Origin of the sequence: Ruminococcoides bili (genome assembly GCF_040093295.1) — a bacterium.
Classification (GTDB): domain Bacteria; phylum Bacillota; class Clostridia; order Oscillospirales; family Acutalibacteraceae; genus Ruminococcoides; species Ruminococcoides intestinale_A.
Map to the genome: position 1 here is coordinate 100,589 of NZ_JBBNJY010000002.1, position 22,503 is coordinate 123,091.

General features: G+C 36.3%; 21 protein-coding genes. 16 read left to right on the forward strand and 5 right to left on the reverse strand.

The window, feature by feature from the left end; genetic code table 11:
* Positions 1-8 precede the first annotated feature (8 nt).
* The 11 genes from cysD (at position 9) to AAAY30_RS01260 (ending at position 13,898) form a co-directional block, all read left to right on the forward strand.
* Complete coding sequence (gene cysD, locus AAAY30_RS01210; RefSeq protein ID WP_252560146.1) at positions 9-908, forward strand: sulfate adenylyltransferase subunit CysD; 900 nt, start codon at positions 9-11, stop codon at positions 906-908.
* Positions 908-2,599, forward strand: coding sequence for a sulfate adenylyltransferase subunit 1 (locus AAAY30_RS01215; RefSeq protein ID WP_499215678.1), 1,692 nt, complete (start codon positions 908-910; stop codon positions 2,597-2,599). The genes cysD and AAAY30_RS01215 overlap by 1 nt, the downstream gene beginning before the upstream one ends.
* 365 nt (positions 2,600-2,964) lie before the next feature.
* The gene (locus AAAY30_RS01220) at positions 2,965-4,335 is read left to right on the forward strand and encodes an ABC transporter permease (protein ID WP_303248674.1); all 1,371 of its coding nucleotides are present in this window, start codon (positions 2,965-2,967) and stop codon (positions 4,333-4,335) included.
* Positions 4,336-4,353: 18 nt separating this feature from the next.
* On the forward strand, positions 4,354-5,022 hold the full coding sequence (locus AAAY30_RS01225; protein WP_499215677.1) for an ABC transporter ATP-binding protein: 669 nt from the start codon (positions 4,354-4,356) through the stop codon (positions 5,020-5,022).
* A 1-nt stretch (position 5,023) separates the two neighbouring features.
* On the forward strand, positions 5,024-6,211 hold the full coding sequence (locus AAAY30_RS01230) for an ABC transporter permease (protein ID WP_302196826.1): 1,188 nt from the start codon (positions 5,024-5,026) through the stop codon (positions 6,209-6,211).
* Between the two features lie 163 nt (positions 6,212-6,374).
* Positions 6,375-6,995, forward strand: a complete 621-nt coding sequence (locus tag AAAY30_RS01235; protein WP_295053833.1) for a TetR/AcrR family transcriptional regulator — start codon at positions 6,375-6,377, stop codon at positions 6,993-6,995.
* Between the two features lie 97 nt (positions 6,996-7,092).
* Positions 7,093-8,847, forward strand: a complete 1,755-nt coding sequence (locus AAAY30_RS01240) for an ABC transporter ATP-binding protein (RefSeq protein ID WP_295053836.1) — start codon at positions 7,093-7,095, stop codon at positions 8,845-8,847.
* Complete coding sequence (locus tag AAAY30_RS01245) at positions 8,840-10,579, forward strand: ABC transporter ATP-binding protein (RefSeq protein WP_295053838.1); 1,740 nt, start codon at positions 8,840-8,842, stop codon at positions 10,577-10,579. Before AAAY30_RS01240 ends, AAAY30_RS01245 begins: the two co-directional genes overlap by 8 nt.
* A 72-nt stretch (positions 10,580-10,651) precedes the next feature.
* Positions 10,652-11,434 (forward strand): ZIP family metal transporter, encoded by a 783-nt coding sequence (locus AAAY30_RS01250; RefSeq protein ID WP_252560139.1) that lies wholly within the window; start codon positions 10,652-10,654, stop codon positions 11,432-11,434.
* A gap of 92 nt (positions 11,435-11,526) precedes the next feature.
* Positions 11,527-11,781 carry a hypothetical protein gene (locus AAAY30_RS01255; RefSeq protein WP_022235274.1) on the forward strand — a complete coding sequence of 85 codons (255 nt, stop codon included), beginning with the start codon at positions 11,527-11,529 and terminating at the stop codon, positions 11,779-11,781.
* Positions 11,781-13,898 (forward strand): heavy metal translocating P-type ATPase, encoded by a 2,118-nt coding sequence (locus tag AAAY30_RS01260; protein WP_499215676.1) that lies wholly within the window; start codon positions 11,781-11,783, stop codon positions 13,896-13,898. Before AAAY30_RS01255 ends, AAAY30_RS01260 begins: the two co-directional genes overlap by 1 nt.
* Positions 13,899-14,098: 200 nt before the next feature.
* Here AAAY30_RS01260 and AAAY30_RS01265 read toward each other — a convergent pair whose 3' ends face one another.
* A complete protein-coding gene (locus AAAY30_RS01265) occupies positions 14,099-15,883 on the reverse strand; it encodes a sensor histidine kinase (protein WP_303248633.1) in 1,785 nt (594 codons plus the stop codon).
* A gap of 2 nt (positions 15,884-15,885) precedes the next feature.
* On the reverse strand, positions 15,886-16,560 hold the full coding sequence (locus tag AAAY30_RS01270) for a response regulator transcription factor (protein WP_302333468.1): 675 nt from the start codon (positions 16,558-16,560) through the stop codon (positions 15,886-15,888).
* A gap of 118 nt (positions 16,561-16,678) precedes the next feature.
* Here AAAY30_RS01270 and AAAY30_RS01275 point away from each other — a divergent pair, with 118 nt between their 5' ends.
* Entirely contained in the window at positions 16,679-16,882 is a 204-nt protein-coding gene (locus AAAY30_RS01275; RefSeq protein WP_302191016.1) for a hypothetical protein, read from the forward strand.
* Positions 16,883-16,912: 30 nt separating this feature from the next.
* On the opposite strand, the gene AAAY30_RS01280 is transcribed toward AAAY30_RS01275, so the two are convergent.
* The 3 genes from AAAY30_RS01280 to AAAY30_RS01290 form a co-directional block, all read right to left on the reverse strand.
* The gene (locus tag AAAY30_RS01280) at positions 16,913-17,236 is read right to left on the reverse strand and encodes a GIY-YIG nuclease family protein (RefSeq protein WP_022235281.1); all 324 of its coding nucleotides are present in this window, start codon (positions 17,234-17,236) and stop codon (positions 16,913-16,915) included.
* An 84-nt stretch (positions 17,237-17,320) separates the two neighbouring features.
* The gene (locus tag AAAY30_RS01285; protein ID WP_295025958.1) at positions 17,321-18,037 is read right to left on the reverse strand and encodes a queuosine precursor transporter; all 717 of its coding nucleotides are present in this window, start codon (positions 18,035-18,037) and stop codon (positions 17,321-17,323) included.
* A gap of 1 nt (position 18,038) precedes the next feature.
* On the reverse strand, positions 18,039-18,734 hold the full coding sequence (locus AAAY30_RS01290; protein WP_252560131.1) for a radical SAM protein: 696 nt from the start codon (positions 18,732-18,734) through the stop codon (positions 18,039-18,041).
* 320 nt (positions 18,735-19,054) lie between these two features.
* On the opposite strand from AAAY30_RS01290, the gene AAAY30_RS01295 reads away from it, so the two are divergent.
* The 4 genes from AAAY30_RS01295 to AAAY30_RS01310 all read left to right on the forward strand — a co-directional run bounded on the left by AAAY30_RS01295 (position 19,055) and on the right by AAAY30_RS01310 (position 22,483).
* Entirely contained in the window at positions 19,055-20,065 is a 1,011-nt protein-coding gene (locus AAAY30_RS01295; RefSeq protein ID WP_484330227.1) for a hypothetical protein, read from the forward strand.
* Between the two features lie 82 nt (positions 20,066-20,147).
* A complete protein-coding gene (locus AAAY30_RS01300; protein WP_022235285.1) occupies positions 20,148-21,065 on the forward strand; it encodes a YihY/virulence factor BrkB family protein in 918 nt (305 codons plus the stop codon).
* Between the two features lie 52 nt (positions 21,066-21,117).
* Positions 21,118-21,831: a hypothetical protein gene (locus AAAY30_RS01305; protein WP_295025960.1), complete on the forward strand. Its 714-nt coding sequence runs from the start codon at positions 21,118-21,120 to the stop codon at positions 21,829-21,831.
* 154 nt (positions 21,832-21,985) lie between these two features.
* Positions 21,986-22,483 (forward strand): MarR family winged helix-turn-helix transcriptional regulator, encoded by a 498-nt coding sequence (locus AAAY30_RS01310; RefSeq protein WP_243237763.1) that lies wholly within the window; start codon positions 21,986-21,988, stop codon positions 22,481-22,483.
* Positions 22,484-22,503: the final 20 nt, after the last annotated feature.

Sequence of the window (22,503 nt, forward strand, 5' to 3'; positions counted from 1 at the left end):
GAATAAGAATGAGTCAGCTTTCACATTTAGATGAGCTTGAAGCAGAGGCTATATATATAATCCGAGAGGTAGCCGCAGAGTGCGAAAAGCCTGTTATGCTCTATTCAATAGGCAAGGACAGCTCTGTTATGCTCCACCTCGCAATGAAGGCTTTTTACCCTGAAAAGCCGCCGTTCCCGTTTATGCACATAGACACTACATGGAAGTTTAAAGATATGATTAAATTCCGTGACGATACAGCAAAAAAACTTGGCATTGAGATGATTGTTTATTCCAACGAAGAGGGAATAAAGCAGGGAATCAATCCGTTTGACCACGGTGCTGCTTATACGGATATTATGAAAACACAGGCTTTAAAGCAGGCACTTACAAAGTATGGTTTTACAGCGGCATTCGGCGGCGGCAGACGAGATGAAGAAAAGTCAAGAGCAAAAGAGAGAATTTTCTCTTTCAGAAATCAGGCGCAGGCTTGGGACCCTAAAAATCAGCGCCCCGAGATGTGGAAACTTTACAACACTAAAATCAACAAGGGCGAAAGCATAAGAGTTTTCCCGATTTCAAACTGGACAGAAAAAGACATCTGGCAGTACATAAAGAGAGAAAATATAGATATTGTTCCGCTTTATTTTGCGGCGAAAAGACCTGTTGTATATCGTGACGGCAATATTATAATGGTTGACGATGACAGATTCCCGCTCAAAGAGGGTGAAGTACCGGAGTACAAGTCGGTTCGTTTCAGAACACTCGGCTGTTATCCTCTTACAGGCGGTATTGAATCAACCGCAACTACCCTTGACGAAATCATTGACGAAACTTTAAGCTCTGTGTCTTCCGAGCGTACCTCAAGAGTTATTGACAACGAGGCGGCAGGCAGTATGGAACGCAGAAAAAGGGAGGGCTATTTCTAATGAAAGGTTTATTGAAGTTTATTACCTGCGGAAGTGTGGATGACGGTAAATCTACACTTATAGGTCATATTCTGTATGATGCAAAGTTAATTTACGCCGACCAGGAAAAAGCTCTTGAGCTTGACAGTAAGGTAGGCAGCCGTAACGGTGACATTGACTATTCGCTTTTGCTTGACGGTCTTATGGCAGAGCGTGAACAGGGCATCACAATAGATGTTGCTTACCGTTATTTTACAACCGATAACAGAAGTTTTATTGTAGCCGATACCCCCGGCCATGAGGAATATACAAGAAATATGGCGGTAGGAGCGTCTTTTGCAGACCTTGCCGTAATTCTTATAGACGCATCTCAGGGTGTACTTGTGCAGACAAGAAGACACGCAAGGATCTGCAAACTTATGGGTATAAGACATTTTGTTTTTGCGGTAAACAAAATGGACCTTGTAAATTACAGTGAAGAGCGTTTTAACGAAATTGTCAGTCAGATTGACGAGCTTAAAAAAGAGCTTTCTCTTGAAAATATCTACATTATTCCGCTTTCTGCCACAGAGGGCGACAATGTAACTGTAAAGTCAAAGAATATTCCCTGGTATAACGGAGTGCCGCTCCTTGAATACCTCGAAAAGGTTGATGTATCTGCCTCGGAAGAGGAAGAGGGCTTTTATATGCCTGTTCAAAGAGTTTGCCGTCCCGATCACACATTCAGAGGTTTTCAGGGACAGATTGAGTCGGGCAGTATAAATGTAGGCGATGAAATCATTGCATTGCCAAGCAATGAAAAAGCTAAGGTTAAGCAGTTGCTTGCGGCAGGCAAAGATGTAAAAACCGCATTTAAGGGTCAGCCTGTTACAATTACACTTGATAAAGAAGTTGATGTGTCAAGAGGCTGTGTAATTGCAAAGGACACAAAACTTGCGTCTTATCAGAAACTTAATGTATCAATTCTTTGGATGGACGACGAACCTCTTGCGGTCGGTACAGATTATCTTGTAAAACTCGGTACAAAGACCATCAGCGGTATTATTACAGGTATTGAATATGCTGTTGATGTAAATACAGGCGAGCATATCAAGGCAGATACTTTAAATAAAAACGGTATTGCGGTATGTAATCTTTTACTTACCGAGCCAATTATTGCCGACTTGTTCTCTGCTCACAAAACTTTGGGTGAACTTATACTTATAAACCGTGTAACGAATATGACTTCGGCATGCGGTGTGGTTGAAAAGGTAAGTCAGAAAGGCGTATCGGGTTCTGAAAAAGCTTCGTTCAAAAACGGCGAGCTTGAGGCAAGAGGAGATATTTTTGAAGAATTCTACTATGATACCACAAGCCTTAATGTACTTAAATATCAGCCTGTAAGAGAAACTTACACTGTCGGTGACGAAATTCCGACAAGCGGCGACAGCTACTCATATCCTGACAGCTTTGATATTATTGTACTTCGTGATCTTGTTGCGGTAAGCGTTCGTAATAAGGTGGTTACTGCAATTACTCCTGCAGATGATTACAAATACAGCGCTGTGCCTGTTATCAACGGCAGGGGTTTTGAGATTCTTGCCGACAGTGACGAGAAAATCAAAACAATGCTTGACGAATACAAAAATCTTGAAGATATTAACGATTCAAAATTCTTTGCGAAATGGGTAAAGTTTAATACATACAGAAAAATTGTAATTCAAAAGCTATAATAACCACAATACATAAAAACAGATGTAAAACGAATTTGAGTTTTGCGTCCGTTACTGTGCTGATGACATTCGGCTTTGTAATGATGATAAAATGTATAATCGTACCGTGCATAATTTTAGCGATAGTATGGCTTTGTCACCTGATTTATTTTATATTCTTTGTGAAAACAATTGCAGAATAAATCAAAAAGAAAAATATACGACAGTGTGTGATTTTTATTTCATACACTGTCGTTTTTTGTAAAATGGATGTATATATGTTAAAAATTAATTGACAAAAATAATCGTTAATGATATTATAAAATTGTATTAACTTTATATTTTATATGCAAATATTACACAGATTTATTTACGGGTGAAAAGTAATGAAGATAAAAAATATTAATTTCTTGGCAAAAGCAAATATCAAAGGTAATCGAAAGAGTATATTTATTACAGCTTTTATGGTTATACTTGTTATTTCCCTTACATTGATTTCAAGTTATGCCGTAACAATTAACAGAGCCGTAACTGATTATAAAAATGATATTCGTGCGAGAATGATTACTTTCAGTCCGATAGACAACGGTGCAGTTACCGACGAATTAAAGAGCAAGTTAATGTCTTTTGACCATGTGGAAGATATATACGAACTTAAGGGAATAATAAATCAGTATATGGATGTAGTTGATGTAAGTGACGAAAACGGCGAATATAAAGATTTTTATAAAGGCAACGAAGATTTAAACTGCAGTTTAAATTTATATCCGTTGATAGGCGATGAAAAAATGGATGTAATGGCAGGAAAAAGTCTTGATGAAAGTCCCGTGTACAGTTGTATAATACCAAGTCTTTTTTATCCTTTTGAATATGAAAACACTGATTCTGACCTTAATTATATAGACGGCGAAAGTCTTATCGGAAAAACAATTACAGTAACGCCTTCGAATGGTGACGGACTTGAAGTTTTTTATAATATCGACCCTGAATTGGCAATGTATGAAAATAAAACTATGTATTTGCCTGCAATTGAATATAAGTTGAAAGTTGTGGGTGTGTATTATTCAGAGCCTACAACTAAGGGCTATTATAACCATATATTTGTTTCGGAGGATACGGGGGTGCAGATAATTCAAGACGCTTTTGACGCTTCAATAATAGATTTGAATGATGAAAGGTCAAATGCCGTGCATTGGTACAAGACCCCGTCTTTGCACGATCACTTTATAGTCGTTGATGATTACGATAACATAGTACCGTTGTGTAATGAACTTAATGAGGCAGGGTATTTTGTATTTTCCGACCCCGAACTCGGAATACAGGAGGAAACGGTTAAATTATCAAAAGTTTTCAAAATATTAAGTGTTTTTATGATTTCGGCATCGCTTATACTGTGTGTTGTTATTCTTATACAATCGACGGTGCTTTCTCTGTTTAACAGAAAGGGTGAAATCGGTTTGCTGAAAGCTATAGGTTATAAAAACAGTCAGATATTTAAATGTATGTATTTTGAACAGTTGATTCTTACAATAAGGGGCTGTGCTATAGGTGCGGTTATTTCAGCATTGGTAATTGCGGTTATGAATTTTATGTTTAATCATGATACATATATAAATCGTTTGTATGTTGTAAATTGGACTGATTACCTGATTTTCCTTGCCGTTTCATTGGCTTTGGCAGTTGTTGTTCCGCTTATATGTCAGCTTATTTCACTCTGCAAAATTAATAAAATACAGCCAAAGGACGCTATGAATTAAATTAAACGAGGTACTGTTATGAACGCAATAGAATTAAAAGAAATTTCAAAAATATATAACAACAGTGTAATTGCCGTGGACAATGTTTCGCTTACGGTAAATCAAGGTGAATTTATTGCCGTTATGGGACAGTCGGGCAGCGGAAAAAGCACTTTGCTTCAAATTGCGGGTTTACTTGATACTTGCACATCGGGGCAGGTAATTATTAACGGCAATGATATATCGACCCTTGACAAAAATGCGCTTGCAGATGTTCGTATGGAAAATTTAGGCTTTGTGTTTCAAGCCTTTCATCTTAATTCACATTTAAAACTCTACGAAAATGTTATGGTACCTATGCTGATAAACGATAAATTCACCTCAATGAATGATATGAAAGAACAGGCAATGCGGCTGATAGATTCGGTAGGTCTTACTAACCGCAAAGAACATTATCCTTTCGAACTTTCTGGCGGTGAACAGCAGAGAGTTGCCATTGCAAGAGCGCTTGCCAATGACCCCGATTTTATTCTCGCCGACGAACCGACAGGAAATCTTGACAGTAAAAACGAACTTATGGTTTTTGAAGAATTAAAAAAGTTGTGTTATCTTGGCAAAGGTGTGCTTGTTGTAAGTCATAATGACGCCGTTATTGATTTTGCGGATAAAATATATACTATGAAAGACGGAGTATTGGGAGAAAAGTAAAATGAAACTTGCAAAACTAAATATTCTGATAAAATCATCGGTAAAAACCAGAAAGCTGTCTTCCGCATTTTTCTGTATATTTGTGATATTATCAACAGTTCTTATGCTTTTGTCGATTGGTTTGATTTTACCTATGACTGACAATGTGGTAAATAAAATTAATAATCATATTTCAAGACGAGAACTTGAAACTGATTTTACGGATAATATACCGGACGACTATATAGAAAGTAAAATCACAAAGCTGAAAGAAAATCAATATGTAACCGATGTTTATAAAATTCCGTCAAAACTGACTTTTTCCGATAGTTCTAAAACTTTGTCGTCACAATACACATTGGCGTTTGTTCATAACGAAAGCTCTCCTTTAATTACTTCGGGCAGAACTTTTGACGAAAGCGAAACCGGAGTAGCGCTTGTTCCCGAAAAAATAAAAGATTACAATGAAAACGAACGCAAATTCAGTGAGATAAACGGTGAAGATTTAATCGGAAAAACTCTTGAATTAAATGTAAGAGAGGATACGGTATTTAAAATAAAAATAATCGGCGCTTACAGTACATCGGATCCTATATTTGAAAATAAAGAAATACTTGTGCCGAAGAATGATTTGTTTAAATACGATGCGGCGGTATCGGGTGAATATTCGGGCGATAAAAGTTATATGATTGTTGTAGATAAACCCGAAAATACCGAAACGGCGCTGCAGGAGTTGTCTGATATATGTAATGTTTATAAAAGAACGGATGTTATAAATGTACAGACTTATAATACAGCAATGTATATTTCTATTGCGACAGCGGTTTTATTTATTGCTTTTATTATAGTCGGATTTTTTATTTTTTTAAAAAACAATATAAGCAACCGTACAAACGAGCTTGCTTTGTACCGTGCTCTCGGCTACAAAACAAAGCATATATTTTATATAATTTTTACAGAGCATATAATACTCGCTTTGATTTCGATATTTATAGGTATAATTTTCGCTTTCTTGTTAGGAAATCTGCTTATAAATCCTTATATATATTCATTGCTTGGCAATACAATTATGGAAATGACCGTAAAAATAACGATTGGTGAAATTTCAACGGTAATACTGATGATTATATTGCTCCTCTTTATAGTTTGTAAAACAGCGGTAAAACGGTCTGAAAAAACAGACTTAACCGTCTTACTTAGAGAAAGATAAAGACAATCCCTCAACGGTAAATTTCATAATTTGCTGTTGAGGGATTTTTATAATGCAGGTTTATTAATATGTTATACAATTAAAAACTCTCTTGACAAAGAGATAAATTAATGATAAGATAACAGTGTTATATAACACTGTTATCTTTTGTGAGGTAATTTGAATGACAGGTAATGAAGAAACAAAGGCAAAAATCGAAAAAGCGGCTCTTGATGAATTTATGGAAAAAGGTTTTGCCAATGCCTCATTAAGACAAATAGTAAAAAATGCAGGACTTACCACAGGTGCGTTTTACAAATATTTTCCTACTAAAGAAGATTTATTTGCTTCGCTGGTTGAACCGTATGCAAATAAAATATATTCTATTTATGATGTTACTTTGCATAATTTTCAGACTTTGTCGAGCAGTGAACAGCAAAATGCCATGACCGGAGTTTCAACGGATTCCATCACGCAAATGCTCAACTATATTTACGAACATTACGATAATTTTAAATTGCTGCTTTGTAAGGCTGACGGCACGGAGTTTACTTCTTTTATACATAATCTTGTTGAAAGAGAAACGCAGTCAACCCTTACATTTATTGAAGATATGCGAAAAAGCGGAACGGAAATTCCGCAGCTTGACAAGGACTTTATTCATATGGTGTCGAGCGGTATGTTTTCGGCAATGTTTGAAATTGTGGTTCATGATATGGAAAAGAGCGTTGCGATTGAGCGTGTCAAAAAGCTGAAAATGTTTTATACCGGAGGCTGGGAAAAACTTTTTGGTATATCATTTTAAAATCAGTATAATTTTTTCGTATCTGTATAGGCAGATACGAAAATTTTTAAATAATAGTTAGCATAAACTAACTATTTTATCAAAGGAGAGTGGAATAATGAAAAAAGAAAAATCCTCTGCGGCATGGATTATGCAGTGGGCAGGCAGGCAAAAATCTCTTTACTCAGTAAGCGTAGTGCTTGCGGTTTTGAATGTATTGTTCAAGCTGATACCGTTTTTCATTATAGGTGATGTTATCAACAAACTGTTAAACGGAGAGAAAAGCTTTTCGGTGTATCTGATTGAAATTGCAATGATTGCAGGCTCGTTTGTTATAGCTGAGATTTTTCATTCAGTTTCAACGGCATTTTCGCACAAGGCTACTTTCAGCGTGCTCGGACAAATCCGCAAGGAAACCTGCGACAAACTTTCAAGAGTGCCGCTAGGATATGTTAAAGACACCTCATCGGGTACTCTTAAAAACATTATGGTGGAGCGGATTGACAGCATAGAAACCACGCTTGCGCATATTCTGCCCGAATTTACTTCCAATCTGATTCCGCCCGTTGCAGTGCTTGTATATTTGTTTGTAATTGACTGGCGAATGGCACTGCTTTCGCTTGTAACCGTTGTGCTCGGCTTTTGCTCAACCTTTGGAATGTTTATCGGCTATGAAGAAAACTTTAAAAATGCGGTCGAAAAAACCAAGGCGCTTAACAATGCGGCAGTGGAATACATAAACGGCATTGAGGTTATAAAGGTATTCGGCAAGGCGGACTCCTCTTACGAAAAATTCACAAAAGCCGCTAAAGAGGGAGCAGAGGCGTATATCGGCTGGATGCGCAAATGCTGTATTTACCATAGCATTTCGCTTGTTCTTACCCCGTACACACTTCTCACCGTTTTGCCGTTTGGCGCAATGTTTATTTTAAACGGCAGTCTTTCTGTTGCAAATTTTGTAATGTGCATTATTCTTGCACTGAGCATTGTAGGACCGCTCATTACCGTTATGAGCTACACCGATGACCTCGGCAAAATAGGCACTGTTGTGGGCGAAGTGGCAGGTATTCTCACCCAAAAGGAACTTGACAGACCCGAAAAATCAAAGAAAAAGCCTTATGATTATTCTATAAGACTTAAAGATATATGCTTTGGTTATCACGATGAAGAAGTCCTGCACAACATAAATATGTGTATGGATTCGGGCAGTGTAAACGCTATTGTAGGTCCTTCGGGCAGCGGTAAATCAACAATTGCAAAACTCATAGCTTCTCTGTGGGATACAGACAGCGGAAGTATTGAAATCGGCGGTGTAAATATCAGAGATTTGTCGCTTGAAGAATACAATAAGAGCGTAGCTTATGTTGCACAAGACAATTACCTTTTTAACGAAACAGTAAGGGAAAACATCAGACAGGGCAATCTGAATGCGACTGACAAAGAGGTTGAGCAGGCGGCAAGGCTCAGCGGCTGTTATGACTTTATAATGTCGCTTGAAAACGGCTTTGACACCGTAGCAGGCGGTGCGGGCGGACACCTTTCGGGAGGCGAAAGACAGCGTATATCAATTGCAAGAGCAATGCTTAAAAATGCTCCTATAGTTATTCTTGACGAGGCTACTGCATATACCGACCCTGAAAATGAAGCGGTAATACAGTCGTCTGTTGCAAAACTTGTGGCAGGCAAAACTTTAATTGTAATTGCACACAGACTTTCTACAATTACAGACGCAGACAAAATTTTTGTTATTGACGACGGCAGAGTTTGCGAACAGGGAACTCACAAGGAATTGCTTGAGGATAACGGATTATACAAGCAAATGTGGCAGGCTCATATTTCTGTTAAAGATAACGGAGGTGATATTAATGCTTAAAATTTTAAATAAGTTTTTTGATTTTTGCGGAAGTGTAAATAAAAAGAAGTTTCAAATTTCAATCGTGCTCGGAGTTATTCAGGCTGTTTGCGAGGCTATGAAAATCCCTGCGATTATGATTGTTCTTATGGATATAACCGATAATACACTTAGTTCAAAAACTGTATTTTTGTCGCTTGCTATAATGTTTGTTTCAATTACGGTTGATTTCTTTGTAAGGAAAAAATCAGCTATGCTGCAGACAGAAGCAGGTTATAATGCGGCGGCAAACAAGAGAATTGAAATTGCACAGCATTTGCGTTATCTCCCAATGGGCTATTTTAATAAGAACAGCCTTGGTTCAATTACCTCCGTAGCAACCAATACAATGGAAAATCTCGGAGATGTTGCAACCCGAGTTGTAATGATGAGCACACAGGGGATTTTAAATACAGCGCTTATAATTGTAATGCTGTTATGTTTTGATTTCAGAATAGGTCTTATTGCCGCCGCAGGTGTAATTTTGTTTTTTGTTGTTAATTCTCTTCTACAAAAAGCAGGCGATAAACTTTCTGCCGAAAAAGTTGAATCGGACCAAAAACTTGTAAGTGAAATAATGGAGTATGTGCAAGGCATAGCGGAAGTTAAATCATACAACCTTTTCGGCAAGCAAACTAAAAAACTGAATAAAGCTATTGATAACAATGTAAAAGTAAACACCGAAATGGAATTTGCATTTATTCCGTATATGACAATTCAGAATATTATAACAAAACTTACGGGTGCGGTTATGATGTTTGTTTCGGTTTTGCTTTATCTTAACGGTTCTATGAGCCTTATGATCTGCATTGGTATGACAATTTGCGCATTTATGCTTTACTCAAGTCTTGAACAGGCAGGAAGTTACTCGGCACTTTTGCGTACGATTGATATTTGTATTGACAAAGCGCAGAAAATTCTTGACCTTGATACAATGGATATTGACGGAAAAGATATTATTCCGCAAAACTACGATATAGATGTTAATAATATTGAATTTTCATATGACAAACGAAAAATTATTGACGGCATTTCATTGCATATCCCGCAAAAGACCACAACCGCAGTTGTCGGCCCGTCAGGCGGAGGCAAATCAACCCTTTGCAATCTTATTTCAAGGTTTTGGGATGTTGACGGAGGTAATATCCGACTGGGCGGTATTGATGTACGGGAATACAGTATGGACAGCCTTATGAAAAACTTTAGCTTTGTGTTCCAGAATGTTTATCTTTTTGCGGATACCATAGCAAATAACATTGCTTTTGGCAGAGAAAACGCTACAAGAGAAGAAATTGTAACTGCCGCAAAAAAGGCTTGCTGCCACGATTTTATTATGAGTTTGCCCGATGGTTACGATACAGTGATAGGTGAGGGTGGTGCAAGTATTTCAGGCGGTGAAAAACAGAGAATTTCAATAGCAAGAGCAATTATGAAAAATGCACCTATAATTATTTTGGACGAAGCTACCGCAAATGTTGACCCCGAAAACGAAAAAGAGCTTGTTGAAGCGATTGACGCTCTTACAAAGGAAAAAACAATAATTATGATTGCGCACAGATTAAAGACGGTGCGCAATGCAGATCAGATTGTTGTTGTGGAAAACGGCAAAATAGCACAGCTCGGAACACATACGCAGCTTATGCAGGAGGGCGGAATTTACAAGAACTTTGTTAATGCCCGACAGCAAGCGGCAGGTTGGAAAATTAATGCATAAACATGTAAAGAAAGACTGCTTTTTACAGACTTTCTTTGCATATTATAAAACAATAATATAAGGTGGTGGAAGATGCTTTATCAACAAACAGCAATACTTTTAATACCGTTTTTAGGAACTTCTTTGGGTTCTGCAATGGTTTTCTTTACAAAAAATAAAATCAACGAAAAATTCCAGAAATTTTTACTCGGTTTTGCCTCGGGAGTAATGATAGCCGCATCGGTGTGGTCGCTGATAATTCCGTCTGTTGAAATGTCCGCTAAACAAAATGTAATCGAATGGCTGCCTGCTGCGGTGGGATTTTTGCTCGGAATAGGATTTTTGCTCTTGCTTGACAGTGTAATCCCTCATTTGCATCTTAACAGTGACAAACCTGAGGGTGTAAAGTCAAGACTTTCAAAAAATACTATGCTTGTGCTTGCGGTTACATTGCATAATATTCCGGAAGGTATGGCTGTAGGCGTAACTTTGGCAGGTGCAATTACAGAAAATACGGGTATAACCGTGGCAGGTGCGATTTCACTTGCAGTCGGAATTGCAATTCAGAATTTCCCGGAGGGAGCAATAATATCTCTGCCGCTCAAAGACGGCGGCTGTTCAAAGTTAAAATCATTTTATTACGGCGTGATTTCGGGTGTGGTTGAACCGATAGGTGCAATGATTACTTTGATTTTTGCGGGAATAGTAACACAAATTCTGCCGTATCTGTTGTCTTTTGCGGCAGGTGCTATGATTTATGTTGTAACGGAAGAATTAATACCCGAATCGCAGAGCGGAAAACACTCAAATATCGGTACAATCGGAGTTGCAATTGGGTTCGTAATTATGATGATTTTAGATGTTGGTTTGGGATAACCTACAAATTTCGGTTAGGCTTTTCTTACAGTATTGACAAATTGTGACAAATGAGTATAATATAATTATCATAAATCTTAGGAGGAACAGTTATGAAGAATTTTTTAAAAAATGAAAAATTATGGTGCGTTGTTGCAGGTGCAGCAGCAGTTATTGTAGGTAAAAAAGTATTTACTTCACCAAAGACTCGCAGCGTTGCAGTAACCGGTCTTGCAAAAGGTATGAAGCTTCAGAAAGATGCTAAGGCTAAATTCCAGAGCATGAAAGACGATGCGGCAGATCTTTGCTACGATGCAAAGGCAGAAGCCGGCATTGAAACAGAAACTGAAACAGAAGTTGAAGAATAATGAAATATTCTATTGTATATGATAAGCCGCAGCGAATCAGATTCCGCTGCGGCACATATGCTTTTGATAAGGCGTATGAGGGTTGTATTTATAATTTTCTTATAGAGAAAAATTATGTAAAAAAGGTTGAAGTGAATTCCGAAAACGGCGGTATCCTTGTTATGTATGACAAAGGTTATCGTCAGAATGTAATTGATGTTATAGCGTCAATAGAGCGCAGTTCTCTTGTAAAAGTTGAGGCAAAGAAAACTGTCAGCGTTCAAGATATTGATAATAATTTTAAACATAATCTGATTTCTTGCGTGGCAAAAAGACTTTTGCAAAAATGGCTTTTGCCCGCACCTATCAGAATGGTAGTTACAATTTACACAAGTATAAAATACATAAAAAAGGCTTTAAAGGCACTTTGGAACTGCAAACTTAATGTTGATGTGCTTGACGGTGCGTCAATTGCAACCTGCTTGTTACAGAGAAACTTTAAAACCGCAGGAACAATAATGTTCTTGCTTACCGTATCCGGTATGCTCGAGGATTATACTCATGCCCGTACAAAAGCTGTGCTTACGGACAGCCTTGCTGTTAAGGCGGACAAGGTATGGCTTGTAACCGATGATAATTCAGAAGTACTTATTCCTATGTCTGAATTGACAGAGGGTGATAACATCAGAGTACAGACAGGCAATGTTATTCCTGTTGACGGTGTTGTTGTATCGGGTGAGGCAACAGTAAACGAGTCGTCTATGACAGGTGAGCCGCTCCCTGTTGCAAAGCGTGAGGGTATAACCGTATTTGCCGGTACTGTTGTGGAAGAGGGAAACATTGTAGTTAATGTAAAGGCTCTTTCTTCAAACACAAAAATAAGTAAAATTATTGACCTTATTGATAATTCGGAAAATCTTAAGGCAGGAGTACAAAGCCGTGCCGAAACCTTGGCAGACAGAATTGTACCGTTCAGCTTTTTAGGTTTCTTGGCTACTTTGGTTCTTACAAGGAATATTACCAAAGCTGTTTCTTTGCTTATGGTTGACTATTCCTGTGCTATCAAACTTTCTACTCCGATTGCGGTTATTTCCGCAATCAAGGAGGCGGCCGACCACGATATTACCGTTAAAGGCGGTAAGTATCTTGAGGCATATGCTCACGCAGATACCATTGTATTTGATAAAACAGGTACACTGACAAATGCCGAGCCGAAGCTTGAAAAAGTAATTTCTTTCAGTGATTATTCAGAGGAAGAAATACTCAAAATTGCAGCTTGTCTTGAGGAGCATTTCCCTCACAGCGTTGCGAATGCCGTTGTAAATGCAGCGAATGAAAGAGGATTATCTCACATAGAGGAGCACTCTGATGTTCAGTATATTGTTGCACACGGAATTGCAACCACACTGCACGGCAAAAAGGCTGTAATAGGCAGTAAGCATTTTGTAGTGGAGGACGAGCAGATTTCTGTAACCGAAGAACAGCAGAAAACTATTGATGAAAAATCAGGCGCTTGCTCTGTGCTTTATCTTGCTATCGGCGGTGTGCTTGTCGGTGCGTTATGTATAAGTGACCCACCACGAGAAGAGGCTGCGAGAGCTATTCAAATGCTTAGAAATCAGGGTATTGAAAGAGTTGTAATGCTTACCGGCGACAGTCAGAAAGCGGCTCAAATGACCGCAGAAATGCTTGGCATTACCGAATATAAATGTCAGGTACTTCCCGAGGATAAACATAAATATGTTGAAGAACTCAAGAAGAGCAGCAAGGGCGTAATTATGGTTGGTGACGGTATTAACGATACACCGGCGCTTGCGGCTGCAAATGTATCTGTTGCTATGCGAGATGCGTCTGATATTGCAAGAGAAACCGCAGATATTACAATCAAAAGCTCCGACCTTACCGAACTAGCGAGAATAAGAACAATAAGTCAGACATTAATGGATAGAATTAACCGCAATTACAGATTTATTGTAGGTTTTAATTCAGCACTGATGGCTTCGGGATTTTTAGGTCTTATTTCTCCGTCTATGTCTGCATTATTGCATAATTCTTCCACTATGCTTATTTGTGCCAAGAGTATGACTCCGCTCACAGAGAAAAAGCATAAAAGAAGAAAACCAAAAGAGAATAATTAACTTATAAAATTAACCGCTCTGTATTTTATGTGCAGAGCGGCTTTTATATGAAAATTGAGTAATTATGGTTTAGCAAATTGATTTGCCAATCAATTATAAAAGTTTGGTCAACCTTTAAAACTGAATTTTTTAATTATTCCGCTTAACTTGTGCGTTAAACCATAATTTATTAAGATTATCGGCAAATTCAAGACATAACCTTAAATATAAAATCCGATAATCAATCTGCCGCCCGAATATTCGGTATACGGCTTTATTCTATGCAGTTTAAGAATATGCTTTACTATGGAAAGTCCTATACCTGTGCCACGCACCTCTTCGTCTTTTTCCAAACGGTTATACGGTTTCCATATCTTTTTTAAATCTTTTTTAGAAATTTCATCACATTCGTTTGAAATATTAAAATTATTATTTGCAAAGGATATTTTAATATCGGAATTATCTTTTGAGTATTTAACAGCATTCTCAATCAGATTTTCAAACACAAGCTCCATAAGTTCTTTGTCTGCAAAAATTTCCTTGTCATCTGCAGTTACGATAATATTTTTACTTGAAATATCATTGTATTTCTTCGCAATATTTTCAAGTTCTGTTTTAATATTGAACGATTTTATATTAAGTTTTGCAGAGTCTGTTTCAAGTTTTGAGAAATCAAGCATTTTATGTACGAGTATATCCATTTCATTTGCTTGTTCCTGAATAACATTTATGTAATGTTGCTTTGTAAGATAGCCGCTTTCTTCTCGCAGATTTTCGGAAAAACCGTTTATTATGCATAGAGGTGTTTTAAGATTGTGGGCAACTGCGTTTGTCATTTCTATTCTGTGTTGTTCTCGGATTGCCCTGTTTTTAAAGTTTCTCCAAATAATCAGAGAAAGCAAAATGCCGATTAAAATAAAGAAAGCAAGAATAATGCTGTTGCCGATTATAAGAGTAGGCATACAGGCTTTCAGAGGTTCAAGCTTTTGATATATACAAATCTTGCATGTTTTTTGATTATATGAGTTCATCTCATCAACAGATGAAAATCCATCTGTATAATTTGGGTTTGCTTCATAGATTTGTCTGTATATAAATGAAAAATCATCAAGAGGTATATATGCGGTGAAAATATCAGAATCTTCGGGATTATTTTTGTTGTATTCTTTTAATTCGTTTTCCTTGCCTCCGTTAAAGAAAAAATCCTTTGTAATTTCATTTTTCTTTATATCGCCTATTGAGTGAATAGGTCCGATTAATACGGTATCGGAAGCGCTATCATTATTTTTTTTGTAATTTTCTTCCGCTTGTTTTTGTAATTCTTTTATCTCGCTTATTTTGTCTGATGATAAGTCAAAATACTCAATATGTTCATCTTCGGCATACCAAACATGGTTTTCGTTTGTACGCAGAATTTCTAATCGTATTGGTATCATCTCATCTGTACCGACGCCGTTGTAATTATCCATTGCATATTGATTGACGGACAAAATATAATAATTACCGTTTTCGTCCGGTTCGGAATTAAGATAATCGGCAATTTTATTATACTGCTCATCGGTCATACTGTTTCGGAGAGTAAAATAATCAAGATAACCCCCCAGGCTGTAATCATTTACCATGTTATCGGTATCGGAAAAAGTATCAAAACTTGAATAATAATCGTCAAGTTCAATTGTCATTTTATTTGCACTGTCAACCGAAATATTATAGTAATCATTTTCCAATGATAGATATATGTCATTGTATGAGGAATTACCGTAATAGTAATTGTTGAGATTTGTCACAATAAATGTACTTATTTGACCGCTTTCGGTTATATCAATATATTTTGTATTGTCATAAATATAGTTAGATTGCAGTTCAGCCTGATATTGATCGATTTGTTTTGTGAAATTGTATGTCAGGTAAGAAAAAGTACCGATTGTCAGCAGGCAAATAAGCAGAACTATTGAAATTATATTTATGAGAATTTTTCTATTTTCTTTTTTCAGCTTTTTATTCATAATTATTCCTCTATTTTATATCCTCTGCCGATTACTGTTTTAATCAGCTTTGAATTGCCCTTCAGCGCTTTTCGTAGATTTTTAATGTGGGTGTCAAGTACCCTATGGTCAACCTCAGAATCGTAACCCCACAAATTTTCTATTAGTTTTGAGCGTGAAATAACAATATTTTTATTCTCTAAAAGAAATTTAAGTATTTTGTATTCTTTAGCTGTCAAATCAACTTCGTCACCGTCGGAAATTACGATTCCGTTGTTTGGATTCAGTGTAAGAGTTCCTGCCGTAAGTACAGAGGAACGCACAAGTCCCTTTGACCGCTTGATAAGAGCCTTTACCTTTTCAAAAAGAACAGGCAGGGCAAAAGGTTTTATTATGTAATCGTCACATCCGAGGGCATAGCCGTTAAGCACATCTTCTTCGTTTACCCGTGCGGTAATGAACATAATAGGCACATCGCTGTATCGTCTGACCTCTTTACAGATAGAAAATCCGTCCATTTTGGGCAGGTTTACATCGAGCAGAAGTAAATCATATGGATTTTCATATGCCATTTGCAGTCCGATTTCTCCGTTTGCCGCAACAGAAACAGGAAAGTTTCCTTTGCCTTTGTTAGAAAAATACTCAACAACCATTTCTCTTATGTTTTTGTCATCTTCTACAAGAAGTATTTTGTACATTGCAATCACCATATATAAAGTAACTTTTTTATTTGTGTTTTGTGTGAAGAATAATATTTATTAATAATTTTATACCAAAAAAATTTTATTTGCAACAGCTTGCTAAGCAGGTGCGGTTATGCTAAAATTTGCGTATAAAGGAATGATGAAAATGAAGATAGGCGAATATAATGTTGAGGTAAGACGAAGCAAAAGAAAAAGCGCAGCAATAAAAATAACTGCGGATATGCAAATTGTTGTATTTGTACCTCTGTATGTCAGCGACAATGAAATTGAAAGAATGGTAATTTCAAAATCCAAATGTAAAGCTGATAAAAAATAAAAGCCCGACTTCGACGGTCGGACTTTTTGCTTAGTTTACGGAATTTAATTTCATATCGGAATAATTATAATTTTCAATCGGAAGTTTATCTTTTAATACATCAAGGCTTTTTAAGGATATGATTTCTTCTTTTTGCTTTTTGGTAAGATGTTTAATATGGTATTCAAGTTTAGAGGCTGTGGCTCGGTTTTCGCTTATCCACAGCGATTCGAGTTTTTTAGCTTTATGAGTGCGGGTGTATTTTGCACATTTTTCATTTTGCAAAAAATGCTCGTTCATTCTTTTTTCTATATCCAAGGCAATACCTGTATAAAGGGTATTGTCGCAACACCGCAGTATGTATGTGTAGTACATAAAATCACCTGTAAAATTATAGCATATTCGCATAGTTTTTTGCAATAAAAATCCTGACAATTCAAATGAACTGTCAGGAAAGTTTTATGCTTTTTCGGATTTTGCATTAAGCTTTTTATCATGAATTTTTCTTGCAATATAAACAAACGGGGTATCGAGCAAACTTGTGAAAATATAGATAACATAGCTTGAAATGAAAATTGAAATAAGTGTCGGAATATCGTATGTGCCCCAGAAAGCGAATACTGTGAAAAGAGCAGTGTTAAGAATCTGACTGATAAGTGTTGAACCGTTATTTCTAAGCCACAAAAATCTGCGTTTGCTGCCAAACCTCTTTTCTGTAAAATTCCACCATTTATGGTAAAGCCAAACATCAAACATCTGGCTTACGGCATATACAACAAGAGATGCAAGAATCATTCGTGGTGTGTTTGAGAACACTGCTTTTATTGACGGCATAATTGTATCTGTTGCGCTTGGCGTATAAAGCATCCAGCTTTGCGAAAGCACAAGGAAGAATATTGAACAGAATATACCGGCATATACGGCGGTTTGTGCGGCTTTTTTGCCTTCACATTCCGACAAAATATCGGTTATCAAAAATGTTACGGCAAAAAGAACATTACCGAGTGTTTGTTCCATTCCGAATGCGTTTATCATTATTGTAACTTCAATATTTGCAAGAATAGTTGCAATTACAGATATACAATAAAGTCCTGTTTTTCCAAAAAATTTGTATCCTAAAAGTGCTGCACCGTAAATAAATACTACGGAACATATAAGTATAAGTTCGTTTGGCATATCAGTCACCCACTCCAAAATCAGTATTGTTAATTAAAATATCGGCTCTGTCGTTATCCTTATATATAGGATAAATTTCTTTTATAAAAGCCTTTATAAGTTCTTTATCGGGTTTTACGCTTGTGGAATTTTCGCACATTATATTAATGCAAATTCGTTCAAAATATTTGAGTCCAAGTTCAATATCGTTTCTTATAGACTCAACGGTCTGACCTTTAATTCCAAAAAGGAAATTAGCTTCATCAAAATTTTCAGAGATTTTTTCGGGATTTTTTTCTTTGATTCCCTTTTTAAGCACATTCTCTCTGAAATCATAATCAAAGGTTTCAAGACCGAGTTTCATTTTAAGCGTAAAGTCGGAAAACTCTTTTCTCAAATCAGCAATTCTGTTGTTGTAAAGATAGTGCGACTCAAAATGAATTGTGTGGATATTCTTTTGTTTGCAAACCTTTTTTATAAGCTCGACGGTATTTTTGTCAAGTTCAAACACCGACCCCGAGTTTATTACTTCAAGGTTTTGAAAGATGCCTGTTACATTTTCAAGCACCTTGCTGTTCAGCCTGAAATTTTCTTCTTCATTTTTACAGCTGTCACTGTAATAGTCGCAGAATGTGCATTTGGTATAAACACACCCACTGCCACGCAGAAGGACAATTTCACGACTGTTTTTTTCGTGAATTATACTGTACCTTTCCATAAATTTGGCATAAAAAAACACCCACAGGGGGTGTACGGACACAGTAAGTCCTATGCCTTTCCTCCTTAGTTTTGATTGAGCAAGCCCCTTTTGGTTAATTGCTCGAGCAGGATGGTTACGAACTGCTTGACTAATATGTTATCACAATAGGGGCTTTTTGTCAAATTATCAAGAAAAATATATTTAATAGCAATTATACTTGAATTTATAAGCAAAATTGTATATAATTTATATTGCAAATGATAATATGATATGGCAAATGATAATATGAAATTGTCGTTTGTTGATAAATATTTTATGAAGTTTTGAAAGGTGAAAAAATGAGAGGATTTAGTTTTTATGGAGATACTACTGACAGATTTCCGTTTAGCGGAAAAGAAATGCAGCAGTATCAGGAGCAGATAAAGCGTATTCGCAGTAATCACAGACTTACGGTGCTTTCTTTTGTACTGTTGGTACTTGCAATAGTCGAAACTATGTTTTTTGTTACGGTTCAGTTAATGCTTAAAAGTTCGGAGTATGTCGGTTTGCTCAGCGTAATTCTTGAGGCTCTTACATTAATAATTGTTGCCGCCACAGTACATGGATACAGAAAAATGTCAATTGACTTGCGTTCGGTTGATTTAGCGGTTCTGATAATAGCGGAATTGCTGTTTGGTTTTTCCGAATTTATGATGTATGTATACAAACAGCCGTTTTATATGTATGTCATTGCAGGCATATCATTTGTACTGATTTTGTATATTCTGCTTTTTGTTAAGGCAAAAATAAAAGAAAGAGTTACTTTTGCCGCTCTGCCGCTTGTAATGCTTGTTGCGGCAGGTTTTTTGAGTATAAATACATCAATATTTACGGTAAGATATGTCTATCTTTCTTCCGATGGTTATTATAATGATGTGAGCAATAATGATATGGCTCATTTTTACTACACAGAGTCTGTTAATGTAACAAACTTTTCAAAGCTCCCGTCATACGGCACAAAAGGAATATACAGTATGAGCGAGTATGAAAATTTTTGCAGCTCTTACAAAGGTTCGGTAAATATGAGTGAATTGCTTAATTTCAGCCGCAACTACAGTGACGGATTTTTTAACAGCAATTGCCTTTATGTTGCTCCTGTTGAGCTTGAATCATCGGCAGACAGAGTCAGCTTTAGGGGACTTAGCTATGCAATCAGTTCGCAGGTTCCGTGTGTTCAATATCAGAAATCAAAGGACAGCAATCAATCAAAGGGCGTTTGTCTTATGCTTATTGAAGTACCTCTAAAAGATGACGAAAAAATCAATAACATAGTAGAACTTAAAACCGATAGCGTGATTATGGCTCGATAATTTTTTTAAATCAGATTAAATCAGTCCTAAGTGTCATATAAATACATTACATTATATCTACTCATAAAACAGGAGATTTGCTATGAAAGCAGTAAAAAAAGCTTTTGCTTTTTATGATAAAATAATGAAAAAATATGATCCTATAATAAGCAAATGTATTCACGATAATATTTTTGCCATAGCCGGACAGTCTGCTTTTTTTATTGTGCTTTCATCTGTTCCTTTGTTAGCGTTTTGTTTGTCGATTCTGCAAGGCTTGCATATATCGACTTCGTTTATTGAACAGGCGCTGCAAAGTGTATTTACAGATGTATTTCTTACACAGATAAAGTATTTTTTAACCGAAACATATCAGAATACTATCGGAATTTCTTTTGTTTCAATTGTGGTTACATTGTGGTCTGCATCGCAGGGAATACATGCAATCACTAACGGACTTAACAGAGTTTATGATGCATATGAAAACCGTATGTGGATAGTTTTGCGCTTTCGTGCAATGTTTTATACTGTTATTTTCTTTATATTAATGTCTGCGTCGTTGGTAATAATTGCTCTCGGTTCATATCTTGACGATTGGATCCAACCGTTTATAAGCAGTTTACCAAACATAATTACAGCAATTTTCAGATCAAGATATTTACTTGTATTTTTAATTCTGACTTTTACTTTTGCGTCTATATACAGGAATTTCCCGTGTATTTCCAAAGAGCAGAAAAAGGAATATAATTTTAAATCTCAACTTCCGGGTGCGGTTTTGTGTACAATTTCGTGGTTTGTATTGGCTCTCGGAATCTCAATATATGTAAAAAGTTTTAACGGTTTTTCTGTTTACGGCGTAATCACAGGTCTTGCTATCATAATGGTTTTGCTGTATTTTTTAATGCTGCTGTTAATGATATGTGCTGAAATAAATTATGTTTATCACGACACTATAAAGAAATTTTCATTTAAAAAGTTAGTTTCACTGATAAAACGGAAAGTTAAAAGGAAAAGTAAATAATAAGTGTGTTAAAGCGCCTTTTTGAGTTATACTAACTCAGGAGGTGCTTTTTATGTTAAAAAAATTTACCTGTACGGCACTTGCTGTTTCAATAATGATTTCCGGTATGATATGCGTATCTGCAACTTCAAAGGCAGATTTTTCACTTGAAAATGCCAAAGAATACTTTACACTTATGAACGGATGTTCAAGGACCGCTCTGAAAAATTATAATGACGAAGATACTGTAGACGCAATTGTATATTGCGGTCTTGATTTAAGCAGTCCGAAAATAATGTTTTATTTATCAATGTTTTATATTGCAAATGATATTGATACGGAAAAAATAACCGCAGACCCCGCATATTGTACACAGATAATCGGTAATCTTAACGCATATCTTGAGAAAAAAGGTATTGTAAACGGCAAGTCGGACGAGTTTTTCAGTAATTATAAAAATGAAATTTCACAGAATAAACTCAGGTTTTCAACGGTAGGCGCATACACTTTTAAGGCTAAAAAAACCGTAGTGCAAAAAATGCTTGATGACGGCAATACGGATTTTGTGATTGTGGGAACAGGATTTATGCTGAAAGAGTGCGATGTAAATGCCGACGGTAAAATTAACGATAACGATGTTAAAACAGTGCAGAATTTGAGTGCGGATATTATTAAAACAGAATGTTCTGATGAAGAAAAATTTGTGTTATATTCGGCAGATTTAGATGATAACGGAAAAATTAATATAAATGACGCTACAGCGCTACAACAAAAAATGACAGCGTAAAGCTGTCTTACATAAAATTAAAATTAGTTCTTGACAAATAAAAACAAAAAGACTATAATGTTATAAAAGTTCGGTATCAAACAATTTAATATATAACAGTTTTATACCGAACTTATATTGAGTTACGATTCGGAGGTGTTTTTTAGTGTGTGATATGTTTGGGGAGGACGAAAAATTAAATGCGGATACAGAGAAAAATTTTGAAAAGGATTGCCATATATGTGACGCAATAGGTCACGAAATTAAGGCGGTAAACCACCTTATGCACAGGAAAATGCTTGAAAGTGCGGCAAAAAACGGTGTGGATAAGGTAACGATTATGCACGGCTGGATAATCGCGTATCTTTACAATAATCAGGACAACGATATTTTCCAGAAAAATCTTGAAAGCGAGTTTTCAATTTCACGCTCATCCGTAACTAATATTTTACAGCTTATGGAAAAAAAGGGGTACATAAAGAGAGAGTCTGTTGAAAATGATGCAAGACTTAAAAAAATTGTGCTTACCGAAAAGGGAATGAGCATAAAAAGCTCGATAGATAAAGCAATTATATCTAACGAGCAGGAATTTGACAGTATTTTTACACCCGAAGAAAAGCAAACCTTTTTGTTTTTAATACGAAAACTTAAGACAGGCATTTCGGGACAATAATATGGTAAAGGAGAAAAAGT